We start from the raw sequence: 17,537 nt of genomic DNA, 5'->3' as shown, positions 1-17,537 counted from the left end.
ACAGAAGGGACAGATGACAATGGGCGGTTTATCACGGGAAGTGACAGAAAATCTGGAGAAAGGATCATGGATACGCAAACTATTTGATGAAGGCGCGCGGCTGAAAAAAGAATTCGGCGCCGATAAGGTGTTTGACTTTTCTATAGGAAATCCGGTTTGTGAGCCTCCGGAAACATTTAAAAAGGCGCTATGCGAAGCGGCTGAAACAGGACGGCACGGATATATACAAAACCAAGGGCTTCCGGAGGCGAGAGAGAAGGTTGCGGGCTTTTTGTCAAAGCGGTTTCAGACTGAAATTTCCGCCAGGCATACAGTGATGACGGTCGGAGCCGGCGGAGCGCTGAATGTTGCGCTCAAGAGCATATTGAACCCGGAGGAAGAAGTCATCCTTCTTTCGCCTTATTTTGCGGAATACAAAGCGTATGTTGAAAATTACCGCGGCAGACCCGTCATCTGTCCGCTGACTGACTCATTTGAGATTGATATTGAAGCGGTGAGAGAAGCGATCACTCCCCGTACGAAAGGGCTGATCGTCAATACGCCGCATAATCCGACGGGAACTGTGCTGAGCCAGAAAAATCTTAATGAATTGGGCGCCTTATTAAAAGAAGCCGAGGAACGGAACGGACAAAGCATCTTTATTTTATTTGACGAACCTTACAGCCAGCTGATCTACGGCGAAGAGCAGGCGAATCCGTTTCGGGCGCATCACCGCGTGATTTTAGTCAGTTCGTTCAGTAAAGATCTCGGCATTGCTGGGGAAAGGCTCGGGTATATCGCAGTTGACGCCCAAATGCCTGAGGGAGATATTCTGACGGATGCGTTCGTTTTCTGCAACCGGACGCTCGGCTTTGTGAACGCTCCGGTCATGATGCAGCGCGCCGTGGCGAAAATGGATGATCTTTCGATTGACGCTGAACCTTACCGTAAGCGCAGAGACCTTATGGTGGACATCCTCACAGAAGCCGGCTTCGAATTTGAAATGCCGAAAGGAGGCTTTTTCGTTTTTCCTAAATCACCGATTGAAGACGAGGTGGCATTCTGCATGCATGCCGCACAGAAATACAAACTATTGATCGTACCCGGCAGCGGATTTGGAAGAAGCGGCTATTTCCGCTTATCTTTCAGCGTGCCTATAGAACAGATCAGACAGTCGCGGGACATTTTCAAAGCGCTGTATCAAGATTTTTCTTCATAGCTTCCAATACATATAGATGGGAGAACGGGCAAATGTCGAGGAGAAGTGTTGGCACGTCAGACATCAGCATTACAGGAATCGGGGTCTTAACTGCGGTCGGACAGGGCAAAGAGGCGTTTCTTGATGCGCTTATGGAAGGGCGGCACGCCTTTGATGTGATGAAACGCCCCGGCCGGCAGAAGGGCAGTTCGTTTATCGGCGCGGAGCTTAGCGAATTAACGCCGCCGGATGCGCTGTCGAAACGCTTGTACCGAAGGGCTGCATTATCAGGAAAGGCGGCGCTTATCGCTTTATATGAAGCGTGGCATGACGCTCAATTAGACGGTGCTGATCACAGCCGCACCGGTCTGATCGTCGGCGGCTCGAATACGACGCAGCGCGAACTGCTGCAGACCTTTGAGAAAAACGGCGAAACGCCGCAATTTGTAAATCCGGTGTACGGGCTTTCTTTTATGGATACTGATCTATCAGGGCTTTGCACCGAGCAATTCGGGATAAAAGGGCCGGCTTTTACGGTCGGCGGCGCGTCGGCAAGCGGCCAGGCGGCTGTTATCCAGGCTGTCCAAGGAATCAATGGCGGCCTGTTTGACCGCTGTATCGTGATCGGGGCGCTGGCCGATCTGTCGTATATGGAGTGTCACGCTCTCCGCTCATTGGGAGCAATGGGCACTGATCAATTCGCTGAACATCCTGAAGCCGCCTGCCGCCCGTTTGACCGGCATACGGACGGTTTTATATTCGGAGAAGCATGCGGGGCGATTGTGCTGGAACGCGCTGAATCTGCCGAACAGAGGGGCGCGCGTTCGTGGGCCGGCTTAAAGGGCTGGGGGATGGCTTCTGATGCGAACCGCAACCCGAATCCTTCAGCAGAAGGCGAAATGACGGTGATCCGCCAGGCGCTGGAGCGGGCCGGTCTTTCAGCGAAAGAGATTGACTACATCAATCCCCACGGCACCGGTTCGCCGATCGGAGATAAAACTGAGTGCCGGGCGCTTTCTGAAAGCGGTCTGGCCCACGCGCGGATTAATGCGACAAAATCGATCACCGGACACGGCCTGAGTGCGGCCGGAACGGTGGAAATCATTGCCGCACTATTGCAGATGCGGGAATCCAAGCTTCATCCGACCCGCAATTTAACGGAGCCGATTGACGATTCATTTCAGTGGGTGACCGACGGGCCGAGCGCCCATACCGTACACCATGCGTTGAGTTTAAGTATGGGATTCGGGGGGATTAATACGGCGCTTTGTTTAGAAAATCATTTCCGAAGCAGATAACGGCAGTCTTCTTTTTTGAAGGCTGTTTTTTATATGATGAAAAATCTGAAAATGATGAAAGAATGGAGTTATGATACAATAAAATATACAAATGACAATCATACTTTGACTTAGGAGGTGGCAGGATGGGGCCCTCTGTGTAGTCAATCGCCCATTTCGTTCCTCTCGCTTAAGAAAAAACGATGAAATCAGGAGGTGACGTCCTTATCCTTCAATTCGGGATAAGGTGAAATGGACGATATTGACAGTTTGATTTTAATCGGTGTGCTCATTGCGTTAACGGCGTTTTTCGTGGCGAGTGAATTTGCGATCGTCAGAGTGAGGAGATCCAGAATCGATCAGCTCATCTCAGAAGGGAACAGACGGGCAGTGCTCGCAAAGCGTATCATTACGGATCTTGATGAGTATTTATCCGCCTCGCAGCTCGGCATTACACTGACATCTATCGGGCTCGGCGTACTGGGAGAGCCTGCATTTGAGCGGATGCTTCATCCTGTGTTACAGAGTATGGGGCTGCCGGATTCTGCTGAGCATGTGATTGCTTTTGCTGCGGCGTACGGGCTGATTACGTTTTTACATGTCGTCGTCGGTGAGCTTGCGCCTAAAACGGTTGCGATTCAAAAAGCGGAAAAGCTGACGCTATGGATTGCCGGGCCGCTTCGGTTATTTTACGTGTTCATGTTCCCGTTTATTTGGGTCTTAAACGGCTCCGCGAGGATTTTAACCGGTCTGGCCGGATTAAAGCCGGCATCTGAGCATGAAGGCTCCCATTCTGAAGAAGAGCTGCGGATCCTGCTGTCAGAAAGTTTAAAAAACGGAGAAATCAATCCGTCCGAATATACATTTGTGAATAAAATTTTTGAATTTGATAATCGGATCGCCAAGGAAATCATGATTCCGAGAAAAGAAATCGCCGCTGTTTCCACTGATATGACCGTGCCGGAAATGCTCGATATGATGCTGAAAGACAAGTATACGCGATGGCCCGTAACAGACGGGGACAAAGACAGCGTCATCGGCATGATCAATACGAAGCATCTTTTTTCAGACTTGCTGTTTATGACAGAAGATGAAAAAGCGGAAGTATCCATCACGTCTTACGTCCGCCCGGTCATTGAAGTCATTGAGACGATTCCGATACACGACCTGCTGATAAAAATGCAGAGAGAGCGGATTCATCTGGCGATATTGTCTGATGAATACGGCGGGACGTCCGGTCTTGTGACGACCGAAGACATCCTTGAAGAAATCGTCGGGGATATCAGAGACGAATTTGATGAAGATGAACAGCCGCTGATTCAAAAGCTGTCCGAACGTCATTATATTCTGGACGGAAAAGTTCGGATCGATCAGGTGAATCATCTGCTCGGCGCAGAGATTGAAGAGGAAGTCGACACGATCGGAGGCCTTGTGCTGAAGCGGAATATTGATATTTGTGCGGGGGAGTCGATACAGATTGGGGGATACACTGCCCTCATCTTAGAAATGGACGGCCGGTTTATTAAACAGCTTGAATTAAAAGAAGAACAGGGCCGCCCGGGCGGTCAGGGGACAATAAACCGCCCGCTGCCCGTGCCTGAAACGGTCATGCTTCATAACGCAACCTTGAGCGAAAAATAAGCTCAAGGTTTTTTTAAATGGAAATGATAATGAAGCCGCACCAGAACACCAAAAGGCTTCCGGCTGCTGAAACTGCGATGTAAAGCAGGCTTTCCTTTATGCGGTTGTTCATCATCAGCTGCACGGCTTCAATACTGAAGGTGGAAAAGGTCGTAAACGCACCGAAAAAGCCTGTCGCAATGATGATGCCGGCTGAAGGGTTATCCAGACCCAATCCGGTGAACATGCCGAGGCCGAAGGAGCCGAGCAGGTTGACCGCAGCCATTCCAAGCGGAATCGGCAAACCCTTTGTCCTTTCTGAAACGGTTTGCCCCAGCAGAAACCGTAATACCGCTCCGATTCCCGCTGCAATAAGCATCAAGACAATCGTCATGGCGTATCATGCTCCCTTCCCGCGATGCGAAGAGCAATCCACCGTCCCCAGAAAATGCCGGCGTATGCAAGGGCAAGACCGGCGAATAAAGTCGCGGCAGCATAACAAAAAGCCGCTGCGGGAGACGATTGCAGCAAAAAGACGGTTTCTTTTGCGAAGGTGGACATCGTCGTGAAACCTCCGCAAAAACCGGTTCCGAAAAAGGCGGTCAGGAGAGGGCGTTTAGCCCGAATGAGAAAATAACCCGTGATAAGACCGAGTAAAAGGCTTCCCGCCGCGTTTTCGAGGAAAGTAGCCGCCGGGAAAGACCGGCTGTGAATGTGTGTGCTCATTTCAAAGCGGAGCAAAGCGCCGAGCGCCCCTCCGATAAAAATTGCGATGTATTGTTTCATATCAGCCATCCTTAGAAATAAAATCCGGAAAATCAGTTACAATGCCGTCAACTTCCATCATTTGCAGCTTTTCGGCCGTCTTTTGATTTCTGACCGTCCAGGCAAATACTTTCAGGCCGTGTTTGTGAGCGGTGGAAATCAAGAACCGATTCAGGCGGGTATATTTAATATTGACATAATGTGCGGCTGATTTGTAGGCGTTCAGCTGGCTTCTGGAAAACCTCCCGAAGCTGGGCCTGGCAATAATTGCAGTCGGAACGGACGGATACATATCATGAAAGGCCTGAATCGACTTCAGGCTGAAAGATTGAACGATATGATGCATGGAAAAGGAAAACCTGCTTAACAGCCGGCCGACTGCTTTTTCAAGACCGACTTGAGAAGCGTGCCCTTTCAGTTCAATTAAAAATCCGATTTTAGAATGATAACGCTTCAAGACCTCTTCGAGCAGGGGAATCCGTTCCCCTTTAAACTCAGCCCCGTACCAGCTGCCGGCGTCCAGGGACTGCAGCTGCTTCAGCGTGAAATCTTTTACAAAACCAGAGCCGTCCGTCGTCCGGTCGACTCTGTCATCATGTATGACGACAATGTGTCCGTCTTTTGTGAGCTGGACGTCAAGCTCAATGAAATCAGCGTTCATTTCGGCAGCGATATCAAATGCCGCAAATGTATTTTCGGGCGCATAACCGGATGCGCCGCGATGAGCGATGGTATACAAGCTTGTCAGCTCCCCTCATGGGCATTTCTGTTATTATATCAAATTCATATATGCACAGCGATTCAAACTGGTGAATGTGCGAAACAGTATTTTTTGGAATAAAGATAGTGCTTTTTTCGGTTTACATTCCGCAGTGATGATTTATAATGGCAAAAAGGAGGCGAGATCATGGGAAAAGGGAGATTGAAAGTGGAGGAAAGAATTAAAGCCGAAACCGATGCTGAGATCCAAAAAGCGACTCTCCTGAAACAGACACAATCGAAGAAGAAATAGTGCCTGCCCCTGTTGTATCTGGCTGAAAGATGAACGAATTTGTGAAAAACCCCGGCTGTGTTCTGCTGCCGGGGTTTTTCAGGCTTTCATAAAGACATTAAAAGAAGCTGATGTCCGAATGTTTTAGTATAATAGATTTTCGACAAGACAAAGGAGTATATGCCATGGTGACACACTTTAAGAGCTTTTTTACTCTTGACCATATTTTGCAGATCTGTATCAGCATTGGGATTTTAGCGGCTTTTCTCATTTTGAGAAAACTGTTTGTCAAATACTTTTTCCAGCTTGTTTACAAATTGGCGAACAAACCGAAAACCGATATATTCAAACAGATTGCTGTAGCGTTTGATAAGCCGGCCAGATGGTTTTTCGTGGCGCTGGGGCTGTTTTTAGCGATTGAGTATTCGCCGTTTTTAGACGGGCAGATGGACATTGTTAAAAAAATGTACCGCTCTCTGATCATAGCGCTGATCGCCTGGGGGCTTTGCAATCTGACATCGGCGTCTTCCTTTTTATTTCATAAAGTCAATCAGCGCTTTGAGCTTGATATGGATGACATTTTGGCGCCGTTTTTATCCAAGGTGCTGCGCTTTGTCATTCTCGCACTCAGCGTCAGCGTGATCGCACAGGAATTCAATTATGATGTTAATGGGTTTGTGGCCGGACTCGGACTTGGCGGATTGGCCTTCGCGCTCGCGGCTAAAGATACGATCAGCAATTTTTTCGGCGGCATTATCATCATTACGGAAAAGCCGTTTACGATCGGCGACTGGGTCGAGACGTCATCTGTGACGGGAGGCGTTGAAGATATCACATTCCGAAGCACAAGGTTCCGGACGGCGCAGGGGGCGCTCGTCACTGTGCCCAATTCAACGCTGTCGATGGAAGCCATCACAAACTGGACGAGAATGACGAAGCGCCAGATCACGTTTTCCGTTCGTGTCTCTTATGCGACGCCGATTGATCGTTTAGAGCGGTGCATCACAAGGCTCAGAGAAATGCTTCGTGAACATGAAGGCGTGCATGATGATACGATTATGGTTAACTTTGACGTGTTTGCGGACAGCTATTACAATCTTTTTTTTAACTTTTACACAAAGACCATCGTTTGGGCGGAAAGCCTGGACGTGCGGCAGGATATCAACCGCCGGATTATTGATATTTTTGCGGAGGAAGGCGTGGAATTCGCCTATCCGGGCCAGAATGTATTCGTAAAACAGAAAAGCCACGATGATCCGGTTCATGTGAAGGATCATTCCGGAGAAAAAGAACGGGCATAACGGGCGCCGTTCTTTTTTCATGATATGATAAAAAGAAAAGGCGGTGGAAGAGTGGAAGCGTTTATGACATTGATCAATCAGGCTGAACGTATCGCGGTGCTGACGGGAGCGGGAATGAGCACGGAATCCGGCATTCCGGATTTTCGTTCGGCGGGCGGTATATGGACCGAAGACACCTCCAGAATGGAAGCGATGAGCAGGGAATACTTTGAACGCCGTCCGCGTGACTTCTGGCCCAAATTCAAACAGCTGTTTCAGATGAAAATGAGCGGAAGCTATGAACCGAATGCCGGCCATAAGTATTTGGCAGACCTTGAAAAGCGGGGAAAGCAGGTAGACATTTTCACGCAGAATATTGACGGGCTGCATAAGAAAGCGGGAAGCAGCAGTGTCTATGAGCTTCACGGTTCAATTCAGACCGCCGCATGCCCCCGCTGCGGAGCGCGCTATGGGCTTTCTCATCTGCTGAAGGAAGAAGTGCCGGAATGTACGGCGGAAACCGGAGATCATGCGGTTTGCGGCACTGTATTAAAGACGGATGTCGTACTTTTCGGCGATCTCGTCCAGCATTTTGAAACCCTTTATGAAAAGCTTGATCAAGCTGATCTCCTTCTTGTGATCGGCACTTCGCTTGAGGTGGCGCCGGCAAGGTTTGTACCTGAGGATGCGAGCCGGATTCCCGGTTTGAAGCAGGTGATCATTAACCTTGAGCCGACATATTGCGACCATTTATTTGATCTTGTCATTCATGAGAAGATCGGTGAACTTGCAAAGCGGATCAGCGCTGCGATATAAAAAAAGCCGGATCATATACAGATCCGGCTTTTTCTTATTCATGGACGGGAATCATTTGGTCCGTCAGAATATCAAAGGAGTAGCCCTGGGCTTTCAGTTTTTGGATCAGGCTCGGCAAAGCATGCACGGTCGCAGGCAGATCGTGCATTAAAATGACATGCGGCCTGCTCGTATGGACGCTTTCCAAATATGCGAGCTGATTCAGTACTTCCGGCACGTACCGGGCATTTTTGTATTTCCAGTCCTCACTGTCAATCGTCCAGTCCCAGTACACAAAGCCGCCTCTTTCGAGATGCTTGATCTGGGTGTCTGTCAATGACGGTTTGCTGCCGTAAGGCGTGCGGACAAGATCCGTTTTCACTCCCGTGATGGCCTGGAGCGTATCGCGTCCCTGCTGCATTTCTTTCAGCGGCGATGTCGGTGTTTGATAAAACAGGTGATTATCGTGCGTCACGCCATGCAGGCCGAGCGCGATTCCTTCCTGATTCGCTCTTTGCACGGAATGCTTATAGGCTTTCATCCGCGGTTCAAGCATAAAAAAAGTGGCCTTTGCGCCATTTGCCTTCAATACATTCAACAGCTGTTCAGTATAAGGAGACGGCCCGTCGTCAAAGGTTAAATATACCGTTTTTTTTCCCGTGTCCCGCTCTTTCTGCAAATGTTTAAGCAGGATGTCGGGAGAATCGTTTTTCAGCCGCAGGCTTTCTGTTTCATCTCGAAGCTGCCCGTTTGCAGTCACTGTGACCTGTTTATTTTTTGCGGCGGAAGCGGAATAACCCATTATGACGATTACCAGAAGCAGTCCGCACAAAACTGCTAAACTCGTAAGTTTAAAAGCTAATGAAAACAGAGAAGGGGAAGCACCTTCTTTTGTCTTGCGCATAACAATCTCTCCAGTAGCATAAATTTCTTCATAATGCCGATAACAGCAGAGGCTTGCATAGTACCATAAGTTAACAGCATATGTATGTCGAATCAAGTATACAGGAACAAAACTGGAAAAGACATAGAAAATATGTCGAATCATAAGATTTTAAGAAAAAAATAAACTCCGCTGCCTGCTTGTTCAATATGATAGAATAGTTGACAATAACAGCTGAGAATCCGCATCACGGCAGATAACGATGAGGAGGGTTTACATGAAGACATTGGTAAACGGCCAGTTGATTGATCGTGAAGAAGCCGCAGTTGATATTGAGGATCGCGGATATCAATTCGGTGACGGTGTGTATGAAGTCATCAGAGTATACAACGGCGTTTTATTCGGTCTGCATGAGCATATCGGCCGTCTTTTCAGAAGCGCCGCAGAAATCGGCATCACCCTGCCGTTCTCCGCAGAAGGCATAGAATGGGATCTCCAAAAGCTCGTACAGGAAAACAAACTCATTGACGGCGGGGTCTATATTCAGACGACGAGAGGGAAGGCGCCCCGGAAGCACCAGTATGATGAAGGATTGGAGCCGCAGACGACGGCATACACCTTTTCAGTGAAAAAACCGGAAAATGAACAAAAAGCCGGAGCGCAGGCCATAACGGCCGAAGACAAGCGCTGGCTGAGGTGTGACATTAAGAGTCTGAATTTACTGTATAATGTGATGGTAAAACAAAAAGCCTATGAAGCAGGCGCTTATGAAGCGGTGCTGATAAGGGACGGAGCAGTCACGGAAGGAACCTCTTCCAATGTATACGCCGTCATAAACGGCACCGTCCGGACGCATCCTGCAAATGAGCTGATTTTAAACGGCATTACGCGGATGAAACTTTTAGGGCTGATGAAAGAAAACGGGATTGAGGTGCGGGAGAAGCCCCTTACTGAAGACGAACTCAGAAACGCGGATGAAATTTTTATTTCGTCGACAACCTCTGAACTAATCCCGATCGTAACTCTTGACGGAAAACCGGTCGGCAGCGGTGTGCCGGGTCCTGTAGCCAAAACGATTCAAGAGGCTTTTCAATTGAGCATTCAGCAGGAGATCGGCGTTCAGTCATAAACGGAAAAAGGCCGGAAACACATCCGGCCTTTTTGCTTCTGTCAGATAAAAAGAGACTCGATATGCTGAACGAGCACGCGGGAGATTTTCTCTTTTGAGAGACGCTCAGGTTCAAGCAGTGCATGCAGCGCCAATCCGTCGGCAATGGCATACAATTTCTCCGCTTCTGTCTCTTTATCAAGATTTGGTTTCAGATGCTTATTATCATCCAGCCAGTCAATCAGACCGCGGATATATGCCAAGATCCCGTCGTGCTGGGGATGAAATTCTTCTCCCTTATGTCTGGCATAAGCTGTGAAAGCGAACCATACCTCCATTTCAGCCATCGTTTCTTCATCTGTCGGGATGATTTCAAGCATCAGACGCACCGCTTTTTCTTTCGGCGGCAGATCTTTCATGGCAACTTCGTTAATTCTGGCGGCCGCTTTTTCTTTTACGAGGGTCATCGCATACCCTAAAAGCTCATCCTGGGTGGTGAAATAGTGCCTCAGCGCGCCTAAAGAAAGACCCGCTTCCCGGGCGATGTTTCTCACTGTCGCTCCTTCCATGCCCCGCTCCAAAATCGTCCGCCAAGTGGCTTCGGCTATTTGTTTTCTTCTTTTTTCATGATCGATGATTTTAGGCATGTCTCCAGTGTAACAGGAAAAAATATTTCTTGCAATTTTATAATACAATTGTATTAAATAAAAAGAGGTGTTACAATGCTCTTTAGAAAACGATAAGGAGGAACCGGATTGAACGCGATTGCTTGGTTGATTGTCATTTGTGAGGCTGCTTTTTGGGCGGCTGTCATCTTCGGATTGGCGGCGCGGTATTTATTCAGGCGGCAAAAGCTCGGAATGTTCTTTTTCGCTCTCATTCCTTTACTTGATGCCGTATTGTTTGCGGCGGCCGCAGCTGATTTATACAGAGGGGCGACGGCGACTATGGCGCATGCAGTGGCGGCCGTTTATATCGGAGTGTCTGTCGCCTTCGGAAAAAGCATGATTCAATGGGCGGATGAGCGTTTCCGCTATTATGTCGTAAAGGAAGGGGCAAAACCGGTGAAGCGGTACGGACTGGATTATGCCAAACATTATGCAAAAGGATGGGGAAGGCATGTATTAGCGTTTGTCATCGGCGGCGTTCTTTTAGCCGGAACGGTATTTCTCATTCAGGACGCTTCCCGCACCGAAGCGCTCAGCGGGCTGTTGAAGGGCTGGTCTGTCGTGCTGTGCATTGATTTTTTGATCATGGCGAGTTTTTTTGTGATGCCGAAAAAAAGAGGAAACAGCCGGGAGCTTTAAAAAAAGCAGCTTTTGATTAAGCTGCTGTACAGAAAGGATTATTTTACGATCAGCACCGGAATGTCGGATTTCGATGACAGCTTTTCACTGACGCTTCCGAATAAAAGTTTTTTCAGCCTGTTCTGGTCCCTGCTCCCCATGACGATCAGATCCGCCGATATGCGGTCGGCATGCTCGATAATGGCATCAGCGGGATCACCTTCTAAAATGTCGATATCCCCGTCAATCTGGCTGTCGTTCATCAGCATTCTCGCTTCGGCAATGATTTCTTCCGTACGGTCTTCATAAATCATCGGGTCAGGGGGGATTCTTTCCGCTTGAAGCGGGTCGGGAACGCTTGCAATCCCGCCGCCGATATACGTGGCACCGGCTCCCGGCCTCGGGGGATCGACAATCGTCTGGGTATCTTTTGCATTGTGAGAATGTACGACCGTTAAATTCGCGTGAAATGTTTTTGCAAGGTCTATCGCTTTTTGAAGCGCTTTCTTGCTGTCATGACTTCCGTCAAAAGCTGCAATCAACCGGTCCGCGTGAAACATCGGCCTCATCCTTTCAGTAAAAAAGGTTTATAAAACGATACCCGTACGGAAGAAATCTAAAACCTGTATTGACAAAAAAAGGATTCGTTTATATGATAAAGGAATAATATAGGAAAAAAGGAGGTATGGATCATGTCAGAATTAAAGCTTGTCAACTCATCTTCAGCTGAATATCGGCGTGACTGCCATACACCTTCCGTTTTCTGAACATTTGCTTAAAAACGGTGCAGTCGCGCATATCAGGCGGGTCTGTACCTTATTTATAATAATAAGAGGCATGGAGCTGACGCTTCATGTCTTTTTTTATACAAAAAATGAATGAAAGACAGGTGTGATGCATGTGGCGGTATTAGCGAAAACAATGAAAAACAATCCGGAAAAACTTGAGGGCGGCTGATTCATGAAAGGGGATGACGGTATTTGTTTACTGTATTAAAAAAGCTCGCTTGGTTTTTTAAAGCCTATTGGCTGCGCTATACGACAGCGATTGTTCTGTTATTGATTGTGAATGTCATCGAAATGTTCCCGCCGAAACTTCTCGGTAACGCAATAGACGATATGAAGGCGGGCGTGTTTACGAAAAGCGGGATGCTGTTTTACATATGTGTGTTTCTCGCTTTAACGGCAGCCGTTTATTTGCTGTCCTATTTTTGGATGTACCAGCTTTTCGGCGGGGCGAATGTCATGGAGAAAATTCTCCGATCAAAACTGATGGGAAGGCTTCTTCAAATGTCACCGCCGTTTTTTGAGAAATACAGAACGGGCGATTTAATGGCGCGGGGGACGAATGATTTGCAGGCCGTCAGTATGACGACGGGCTTCGGGGTCTTAACGCTCGTCGATTCGACGATGTATATGCTGACGATATTTTTGACAATGGGGCTTCTCATCAGCTGGAAGCTGACATTTGCCGCGATTATCCCGCTGCCGATTATGGCGGCTGCGGTCAGTCTGTACGGAAAAAAGATCCATGAGCGGTTTACGGAAGCGCAGGATGCTTTCGGATCATTAAATGACAAGGTGCTGGAGTCGGTATCCGGCGTCCGGGTCATTCGGGCTTTCGTGCAGGAAAAAAATGATGTCAGCCGTTTCGGTGATATGACGGCGGATGTATACGAGAAAAACATGAAGGTGGCGTTTATCGATTCACTCTTTGAACCGACTGTGAAACTTCTAGTCGGGCTCAGCTATCTCATCGGTCTCGGCTACGGCGCCTATCTCGTTTTTCAAAACCGGCTGACGCTGGGAGAGCTGGTATCGTTTAACGTGTATCTCGGAATGATGATCTGGCCGATGTTTGCGATCGGAGAATTAATCAATATCATGCAGCGCGGCAATGCCTCCTTAGACCGTGTCAATGAGACCCTTTCCTATGAGCCTGATGTGACAGGGCCCAAGCAGCCCGTCGATATCAAGGAGCCCGGGCGTCTTGTTTTTGAACAAGTGACTTTTACGTACCCGAGCGGAGCGGGACCGGCTGTTTCCGATGTATCATTTTCCGTTGAAAAAGGGCAGACACTCGGCATCGTCGGAAAAACGGGAAGCGGAAAGACGACGATTATTAAGCAGCTGCTGCGTGAATATCCGCCCGGTGCGGGAGCCATCACGTTTACAGGCGTTCCGATTCAGGAGATTCCGCTTGAGAAGCTCCGAGGGTGGATCGGCTATGTGCCGCAGGATCATATTTTATTTTCAAAGACAGTGAAGGAAAATCTGCTTTACGGTCGGCAGGACGCAACCGAAGAGGAAATCGGCAGCGTGCTGAAGGATGCGCATTTTAAACAAGATATCGGCATGCTTTCAGAAGGGCTTGAGACGCTTGTCGGCGAGAAGGGGGTAGCGCTCTCGGGCGGACAAAAACAGCGCATCTCAATTGCGAGAGCGCTTTTGACAGATCCGGACATTCTCATATTAGATGATTCGCTTTCTGCGGTAGACGCGAAAACGGAAGCCGCCATCATTGACAGCATCCGTAAAAAACGGCGGCATAAAACAACGATTATCACGACTCACCGGCTCTCGGCAGTTGAACATGCAGATCTCATTCTCGTCATGGACGAAGGCCGGGTGTCTGAAAGAGGCACGCATCAGGAGCTGTTGGCGAAGAATGGCTGGTATCGCGAACAATATGAGAGGCAGCAGCTGTCCTCTCTTGAAGAAGGGGGGACGGGCGCATGAAGACCGGAAGAAGATTATGGAATTACGCGCTTCAATATAAAAAGCTGCTGATATGGGCGGTCGTTCTGCTCATTATTGCGGTCGGCACTGAGCTGACCGGCCCGTTTATCGGAAAAAAAATGATTGACGACCATATTCTCGGCGTTGAAAAAACATGGGTTAAAGCCTCTGGGGACGATCCGGACGCCGTCACGTTCAGAGGGCATGATTATGTCAGGGAGGACCGGCTCAAACCGGGGGCGGAGAAAACCGGAGAGGCGCACATTTATCAAGTCGGTGCGGCCTACTATTTTGTTGAGGGTCCCGTCAGTTTTGACGGAAACCGTTCGGTGACTGACGGCCGGCTGACGATATCAAACGGTAAAGAAAGCAGGTCATATCCCGCTATTGCGTTATCCAAACAGGAAATTTTTCAATTTTACCGTCCGGAAATAAAAGGGCTGCTGACGTTGACCGCCATTTACGCGGGACTGCTCATGTTTTCCGTGTGCTTTCATTACGGCCAGCATTACCTGCTGCAGATGGGAGCGAACCGAATCATACAGCGTATGAGGCAGGATGTATTTTCACACATTCAAAAAATGCCGATCCGCTACTTTGATAATCTGCCTGCCGGAAAAGTCGTGGCCCGCATTACGAATGACACAGAAGCGGTCAGAGATTTATATGTAACGGTGCTGTCTACGTTTATCACAAGCGGCGTCTACATGCTCGGTATTTTTACGGCGCTGTTTATGCTTGATGTCAGACTGGCCGCCGTCTGCCTTTTGATTATTCCGATCTTAATGATCTGGTCGGTTGTGTACCGCAAATACGCATCCGTCTTCAACCAAAAAATCCGTTCCATTAACAGTGACATCAATGCAAAAATGAATGAGTCCATTCAAGGGATGCCGATTATTCAGGCGTTTCGCCGCGAGAAGGAAACGATGAAGGAATTTGAAGAATTGAATGAAGCTCATTTCCGCTATAAGAACAAAATGCTGTCTTTAAATTCCCTCATGTCCCACAGTCTTGTCAATGTGTTGCGCAATCTGGCGTTTGTCGGGCTGATCTGGTATTTCGGAGGCGCGAGTCTGAGTGCGGCCGGAATTGTTTCGATCGGCGTTTTATATGCGTTTGTTGATTATTTAAACCGTTTGTTCCAGCCGGTTACGGGGATTGTCAACCAATTTTCAAAGCTTGAATTGGCCCGTGTTTCCGCGGGCAGGGTATTTGAGCTTTTACAGGAGGAGGAAACGGAAGAAACAGGCTCTCCCGCAGACAGAAAGGCGGAAGGGACTGTGGAATTCCGCGATGTTTCTTTTGGGTATCGAAAGGGAGAAGAGGTGCTGAAACACATCAGCTTTACAGCTGAAAAAGGCGAGACGGTCGCCCTCGTCGGCCATACGGGTTCAGGCAAAAGCTCCATCCTGAATCTTCTGTTCCGTTTTTATGATGCCGAAAAAGGCGATATCCTGCTGGACGGAAAAAGCATATACGGCATGTCAAGACAGGAGCTGAGATCGCATATGGGGATCGTGCTGCAAGATCCGTATCTTTTCTCTGGAACGATCGGCTCCAATGTGACCCTCGATGATCAGCGTATTTCCCTGCAGCAGGCTGAAGAAGCGCTTCGGCAAGTCGGCGCCGCAGGCCTTCTGCAATCCTTGCCGAAGGGCATTATGGAGCCCGTCACGGAAAAAGGCGGGACACTGTCTTCAGGCCAGCGCCAGCTGATTTCTTTTGCAAGGGCGCTCGCGTTCGATCCGGCGATTTTAATTTTGGATGAGGCGACGGCGCACATTGACACCGAAACAGAAGCAATCATTCAAAAAGCGCTGCACGTGGTGCAAGAAGGGCGCACGACATTTATTATCGCCCATCGGCTTTCCACGATCAGACACGCAGACCAGATTCTCGTTTTGGAAAAGGGGCGCATCATTGAAAAAGGAAGCCATGACGAATTAATGGCGCAAAAGGGGCAGTACCATCAAATGTATGAATTGCAGAAAGGAACGGCGCAGTCCGCGGTGTAATCAGGAGGAGGGTGAATCAAAAGATTCGCCCTTTTTCAATTTAGTAAGCCAGTCCCACCCGTTTTCTGACAAACCGCGGGTTCATCAGTTCACGGTAAAGAAAATGCGCCGTGTCTCCGACGGTGATTTCAGTCCCGCCTTCAGGAAGCTGATCTTGTTCGAACCGGTAAACTCCGGCAGCTTCTCCGTCAGGAAGGTAGGTGGGGCAGATGATCGTCCAGTCAATATCCTCTGCCAGAAGCATCTCGTATACGCGGGCGTGTTCCTTTGCGGCTCTTGTTGATTTTCGTTTTGATTCTGACGATTCAAAACGGTATTTGTCAGGCATAAGCCGTGATTGAAGGATACCCGCGGTTCCGATCGTAATCAGACGCTGAACATGATGCTGTTTCATGCTGTCTATTATATGGATCATAGCGGCTGAAAGGGTATCGTCACCGTCCGTGCCGAGACAGCTCACGACTGTGTCCGCTTTAGAAATCAATCGGCCGATATCCTCCCGCCGTCTGGCATTCCCTGTTATGATATGTTTTTCAGGAATGGGGAGGGCCGTTCCGGCAGATCTGACAAGAGCAAATATCTCAATGTCTCCGTGTTTCTGCGCTTCTTTTATAAAAGCCTGTCCGACTCTTCCCGTTGCTCCGAGTAAAGCGATTTTCATGTAAAAAACCTCCTCGCCGCTCATTATATCATTCAAAGCAGCGGGGAAAAGAATACCTGTGAATAAAGGGGAGATGGTGGGCAACATATTCATTGACCAAAGAAACCGTTACGAACTGAAACAGCTCCCAATTGACTGAGGCAATGAATGACATGTTTTCCCTCCTTTTTTCCTAGGGTATGTGGAATAGGAAAAAGAGTGACGGCAATAAAAAGAAGACGCGGTATCCCGCGCCTTCTGTAAGCCATTTATTGAGTTATTGTACGCCTTGTCCGCCCATGTGCTGCTGCGCGAAAGATACTAAACGTTTAGTGATTTCTCCTCCGACAGAACCGTTTGCACGGGAAGTTGTTTCTCCGCCAAGGTTTACGCCGAACTCAGAAGCAATTTCGTATTTCATTTGGTCGATTGCTTGAGCAGCGCCAGGTACTAAAAGTTGGTTTGAAGAGTTGTTGTTTGCCATTTGTATGATCTCCTTTATAAAGTAGTATGGTTGGGTTTGCTGGAATTGCACCAGCTGATGGTTTCCGGAATGAAAACCATTGCCAGCTCGGCTTCACCCAATGGTGTTTGCCGCTTTGTACTACGTATTATGGTGAATCAAAAGGCATCTCATTCGGAAAACCGGGTGGTAAATAGCGGAAGGAAAAAGAAAAGCCCAGCCTTTTGCGGCTGAGCTTTTAGCTTTCAGTCATATATGTGATAAAGCATTAATTCATGCAGCTCTTTTACGAGAGCCGGCTCTTCTTTCCCCGGATGTGTGTGCCCCCATTCAATGTCTCCGGACTTGTGGTAAATTCCTTCGTAATGCGTACCCTGCCAGTAAAACGAAATCCGCCATCCGGGCAGTTTCTCTTTTTTGAATAACGGTTTCCAGCTGAAGTGCGAAATCATGACGTTCACGCTCCTTATCGGGAAATGTTGATCCTGTTCATTGT

General features: G+C 48.5%; 20 protein-coding genes. 10 read left to right on the top strand and 10 right to left on the bottom strand.

The window, feature by feature from the left end; all coding sequences use genetic code 11:
• The first annotated feature begins 13 nt into the window (after positions 1 to 13).
• From ACXN9U_RS09715 to ACXN9U_RS09705, 3 genes are all read left to right on the top strand, one after another.
• On the top strand, positions 14 to 1,198 hold the full coding sequence (locus ACXN9U_RS09715) for a pyridoxal phosphate-dependent aminotransferase (RefSeq protein WP_489201568.1): 1,185 nt from the start codon (positions 14 to 16) through the stop codon (positions 1,196 to 1,198).
• Between the two features lie 32 nt (positions 1,199 to 1,230).
• On the top strand, positions 1,231 to 2,475 hold the full coding sequence (locus tag ACXN9U_RS09710) for a beta-ketoacyl synthase N-terminal-like domain-containing protein (RefSeq protein WP_489201567.1): 1,245 nt from the start codon (positions 1,231 to 1,233) through the stop codon (positions 2,473 to 2,475).
• A gap of 231 nt (positions 2,476 to 2,706) precedes the next feature.
• Positions 2,707 to 4,095, top strand: a complete 1,389-nt coding sequence (locus ACXN9U_RS09705; protein ID WP_060963185.1) for a hemolysin family protein — start codon at positions 2,707 to 2,709, stop codon at positions 4,093 to 4,095.
• A 13-nt stretch (positions 4,096 to 4,108) separates the two neighbouring features.
• Here ACXN9U_RS09705 and crcB read toward each other — a convergent pair whose 3' ends face one another.
• From crcB to ACXN9U_RS09690, 3 genes are read right to left on the bottom strand one after another with little or no spacing between them, the layout of a single operon-like run.
• Positions 4,109 to 4,468 carry a fluoride efflux transporter CrcB gene (crcB, locus tag ACXN9U_RS09700; protein ID WP_045927082.1) on the bottom strand — a complete coding sequence of 120 codons (360 nt, stop codon included), beginning with the start codon at positions 4,466 to 4,468 and terminating at the stop codon, positions 4,109 to 4,111.
• Positions 4,465 to 4,860, bottom strand: a complete 396-nt coding sequence (locus ACXN9U_RS09695) for a fluoride efflux transporter FluC (protein WP_060963184.1) — start codon at positions 4,858 to 4,860, stop codon at positions 4,465 to 4,467. Before ACXN9U_RS09695 ends, crcB begins: the two co-directional genes overlap by 4 nt.
• Before the next feature lies 1 nt (position 4,861).
• A complete protein-coding gene (locus ACXN9U_RS09690; RefSeq protein WP_060963183.1) occupies positions 4,862 to 5,578 on the bottom strand; it encodes a glycerophosphodiester phosphodiesterase in 717 nt (238 codons plus the stop codon).
• Between the two features lie 168 nt (positions 5,579 to 5,746).
• On the opposite strand from ACXN9U_RS09690, the gene ACXN9U_RS09685 reads away from it, so the two are divergent.
• The 3 genes from ACXN9U_RS09685 to ACXN9U_RS09675 all read left to right on the top strand — a co-directional run bounded on the left by ACXN9U_RS09685 (position 5,747) and on the right by ACXN9U_RS09675 (position 7,926).
• Complete coding sequence (locus ACXN9U_RS09685; protein ID WP_003155299.1) at positions 5,747 to 5,851, top strand: YhdX family protein; 105 nt, start codon at positions 5,747 to 5,749, stop codon at positions 5,849 to 5,851.
• A gap of 164 nt (positions 5,852 to 6,015) precedes the next feature.
• Positions 6,016 to 7,131 (top strand): mechanosensitive ion channel family protein, encoded by a 1,116-nt coding sequence (locus tag ACXN9U_RS09680; protein WP_016938378.1) that lies wholly within the window; start codon positions 6,016 to 6,018, stop codon positions 7,129 to 7,131.
• 63 nt (positions 7,132 to 7,194) lie between these two features.
• The gene (locus ACXN9U_RS09675) at positions 7,195 to 7,926 is read left to right on the top strand and encodes an NAD-dependent protein deacylase (protein ID WP_489202490.1); all 732 of its coding nucleotides are present in this window, start codon (positions 7,195 to 7,197) and stop codon (positions 7,924 to 7,926) included.
• A gap of 34 nt (positions 7,927 to 7,960) precedes the next feature.
• On the opposite strand, the gene ACXN9U_RS09670 is transcribed toward ACXN9U_RS09675, so the two are convergent.
• Positions 7,961 to 8,809 carry a polysaccharide deacetylase family protein gene (locus ACXN9U_RS09670; protein WP_047476674.1) on the bottom strand — a complete coding sequence of 283 codons (849 nt, stop codon included), beginning with the start codon at positions 8,807 to 8,809 and terminating at the stop codon, positions 7,961 to 7,963.
• Positions 8,810 to 9,065: 256 nt separating this feature from the next.
• Between ACXN9U_RS09670 and dat the strand changes: the two genes are divergently transcribed.
• Complete coding sequence (dat, locus tag ACXN9U_RS09665) at positions 9,066 to 9,917, top strand: D-amino-acid transaminase (protein WP_489201566.1); 852 nt, start codon at positions 9,066 to 9,068, stop codon at positions 9,915 to 9,917.
• 41 nt (positions 9,918 to 9,958) lie between these two features.
• Here dat and ACXN9U_RS09660 read toward each other — a convergent pair whose 3' ends face one another.
• The gene (locus tag ACXN9U_RS09660) at positions 9,959 to 10,543 is read right to left on the bottom strand and encodes a TetR/AcrR family transcriptional regulator (protein WP_489201565.1); all 585 of its coding nucleotides are present in this window, start codon (positions 10,541 to 10,543) and stop codon (positions 9,959 to 9,961) included.
• A 108-nt stretch (positions 10,544 to 10,651) separates the two neighbouring features.
• Between ACXN9U_RS09660 and ACXN9U_RS09655 the strand changes: the two genes are divergently transcribed.
• On the top strand, positions 10,652 to 11,203 hold the full coding sequence (locus ACXN9U_RS09655) for a hypothetical protein (protein ID WP_060963179.1): 552 nt from the start codon (positions 10,652 to 10,654) through the stop codon (positions 11,201 to 11,203).
• 38 nt (positions 11,204 to 11,241) lie between these two features.
• On the opposite strand, the gene ACXN9U_RS09650 is transcribed toward ACXN9U_RS09655, so the two are convergent.
• On the bottom strand, positions 11,242 to 11,742 hold the full coding sequence (locus ACXN9U_RS09650) for a universal stress protein (RefSeq protein ID WP_016938372.1): 501 nt from the start codon (positions 11,740 to 11,742) through the stop codon (positions 11,242 to 11,244).
• A 420-nt stretch (positions 11,743 to 12,162) separates the two neighbouring features.
• Between ACXN9U_RS09650 and bmrC the strand changes: the two genes are divergently transcribed.
• Together bmrC and bmrD are read left to right on the top strand one after the other, a co-directional pair.
• Positions 12,163 to 13,920 (top strand): multidrug ABC transporter ATP-binding protein BmrC, encoded by a 1,758-nt coding sequence (gene bmrC / locus ACXN9U_RS09645; protein WP_489201564.1) that lies wholly within the window; start codon positions 12,163 to 12,165, stop codon positions 13,918 to 13,920.
• A complete protein-coding gene (gene bmrD, locus ACXN9U_RS09640; RefSeq protein ID WP_489201563.1) occupies positions 13,917 to 15,938 on the top strand; it encodes a multidrug resistance ABC transporter ATP-binding protein/permease BmrD in 2,022 nt (673 codons plus the stop codon). The genes bmrC and bmrD overlap by 4 nt, the downstream gene beginning before the upstream one ends.
• A gap of 40 nt (positions 15,939 to 15,978) precedes the next feature.
• Here bmrD and ACXN9U_RS09635 read toward each other — a convergent pair whose 3' ends face one another.
• From ACXN9U_RS09635 to ACXN9U_RS09620, 4 genes are all read right to left on the bottom strand, one after another.
• Positions 15,979 to 16,599: an NAD(P)-dependent oxidoreductase gene (locus tag ACXN9U_RS09635; protein ID WP_489201562.1), complete on the bottom strand. Its 621-nt coding sequence runs from the start codon at positions 16,597 to 16,599 to the stop codon at positions 15,979 to 15,981.
• A 28-nt stretch (positions 16,600 to 16,627) separates the two neighbouring features.
• Entirely contained in the window at positions 16,628 to 16,753 is a 126-nt protein-coding gene (locus ACXN9U_RS09630; protein ID WP_016938366.1) for a hypothetical protein, read from the bottom strand.
• Between the two features lie 102 nt (positions 16,754 to 16,855).
• Complete coding sequence (locus tag ACXN9U_RS09625) at positions 16,856 to 17,062, bottom strand: alpha/beta-type small acid-soluble spore protein (protein WP_016938365.1); 207 nt, start codon at positions 17,060 to 17,062, stop codon at positions 16,856 to 16,858.
• A gap of 224 nt (positions 17,063 to 17,286) precedes the next feature.
• Entirely contained in the window at positions 17,287 to 17,502 is a 216-nt protein-coding gene (locus ACXN9U_RS09620) for a YheE family protein (RefSeq protein ID WP_012117190.1), read from the bottom strand.
• Positions 17,503 to 17,537: the final 35 nt, after the last annotated feature.

The organism is Bacillus sp. BACIII, assembly GCF_057836745.1.
Note: the sequence above shows the minus strand (reverse complement) of the source record. Positions and strands in the feature narration are given on the sequence as shown.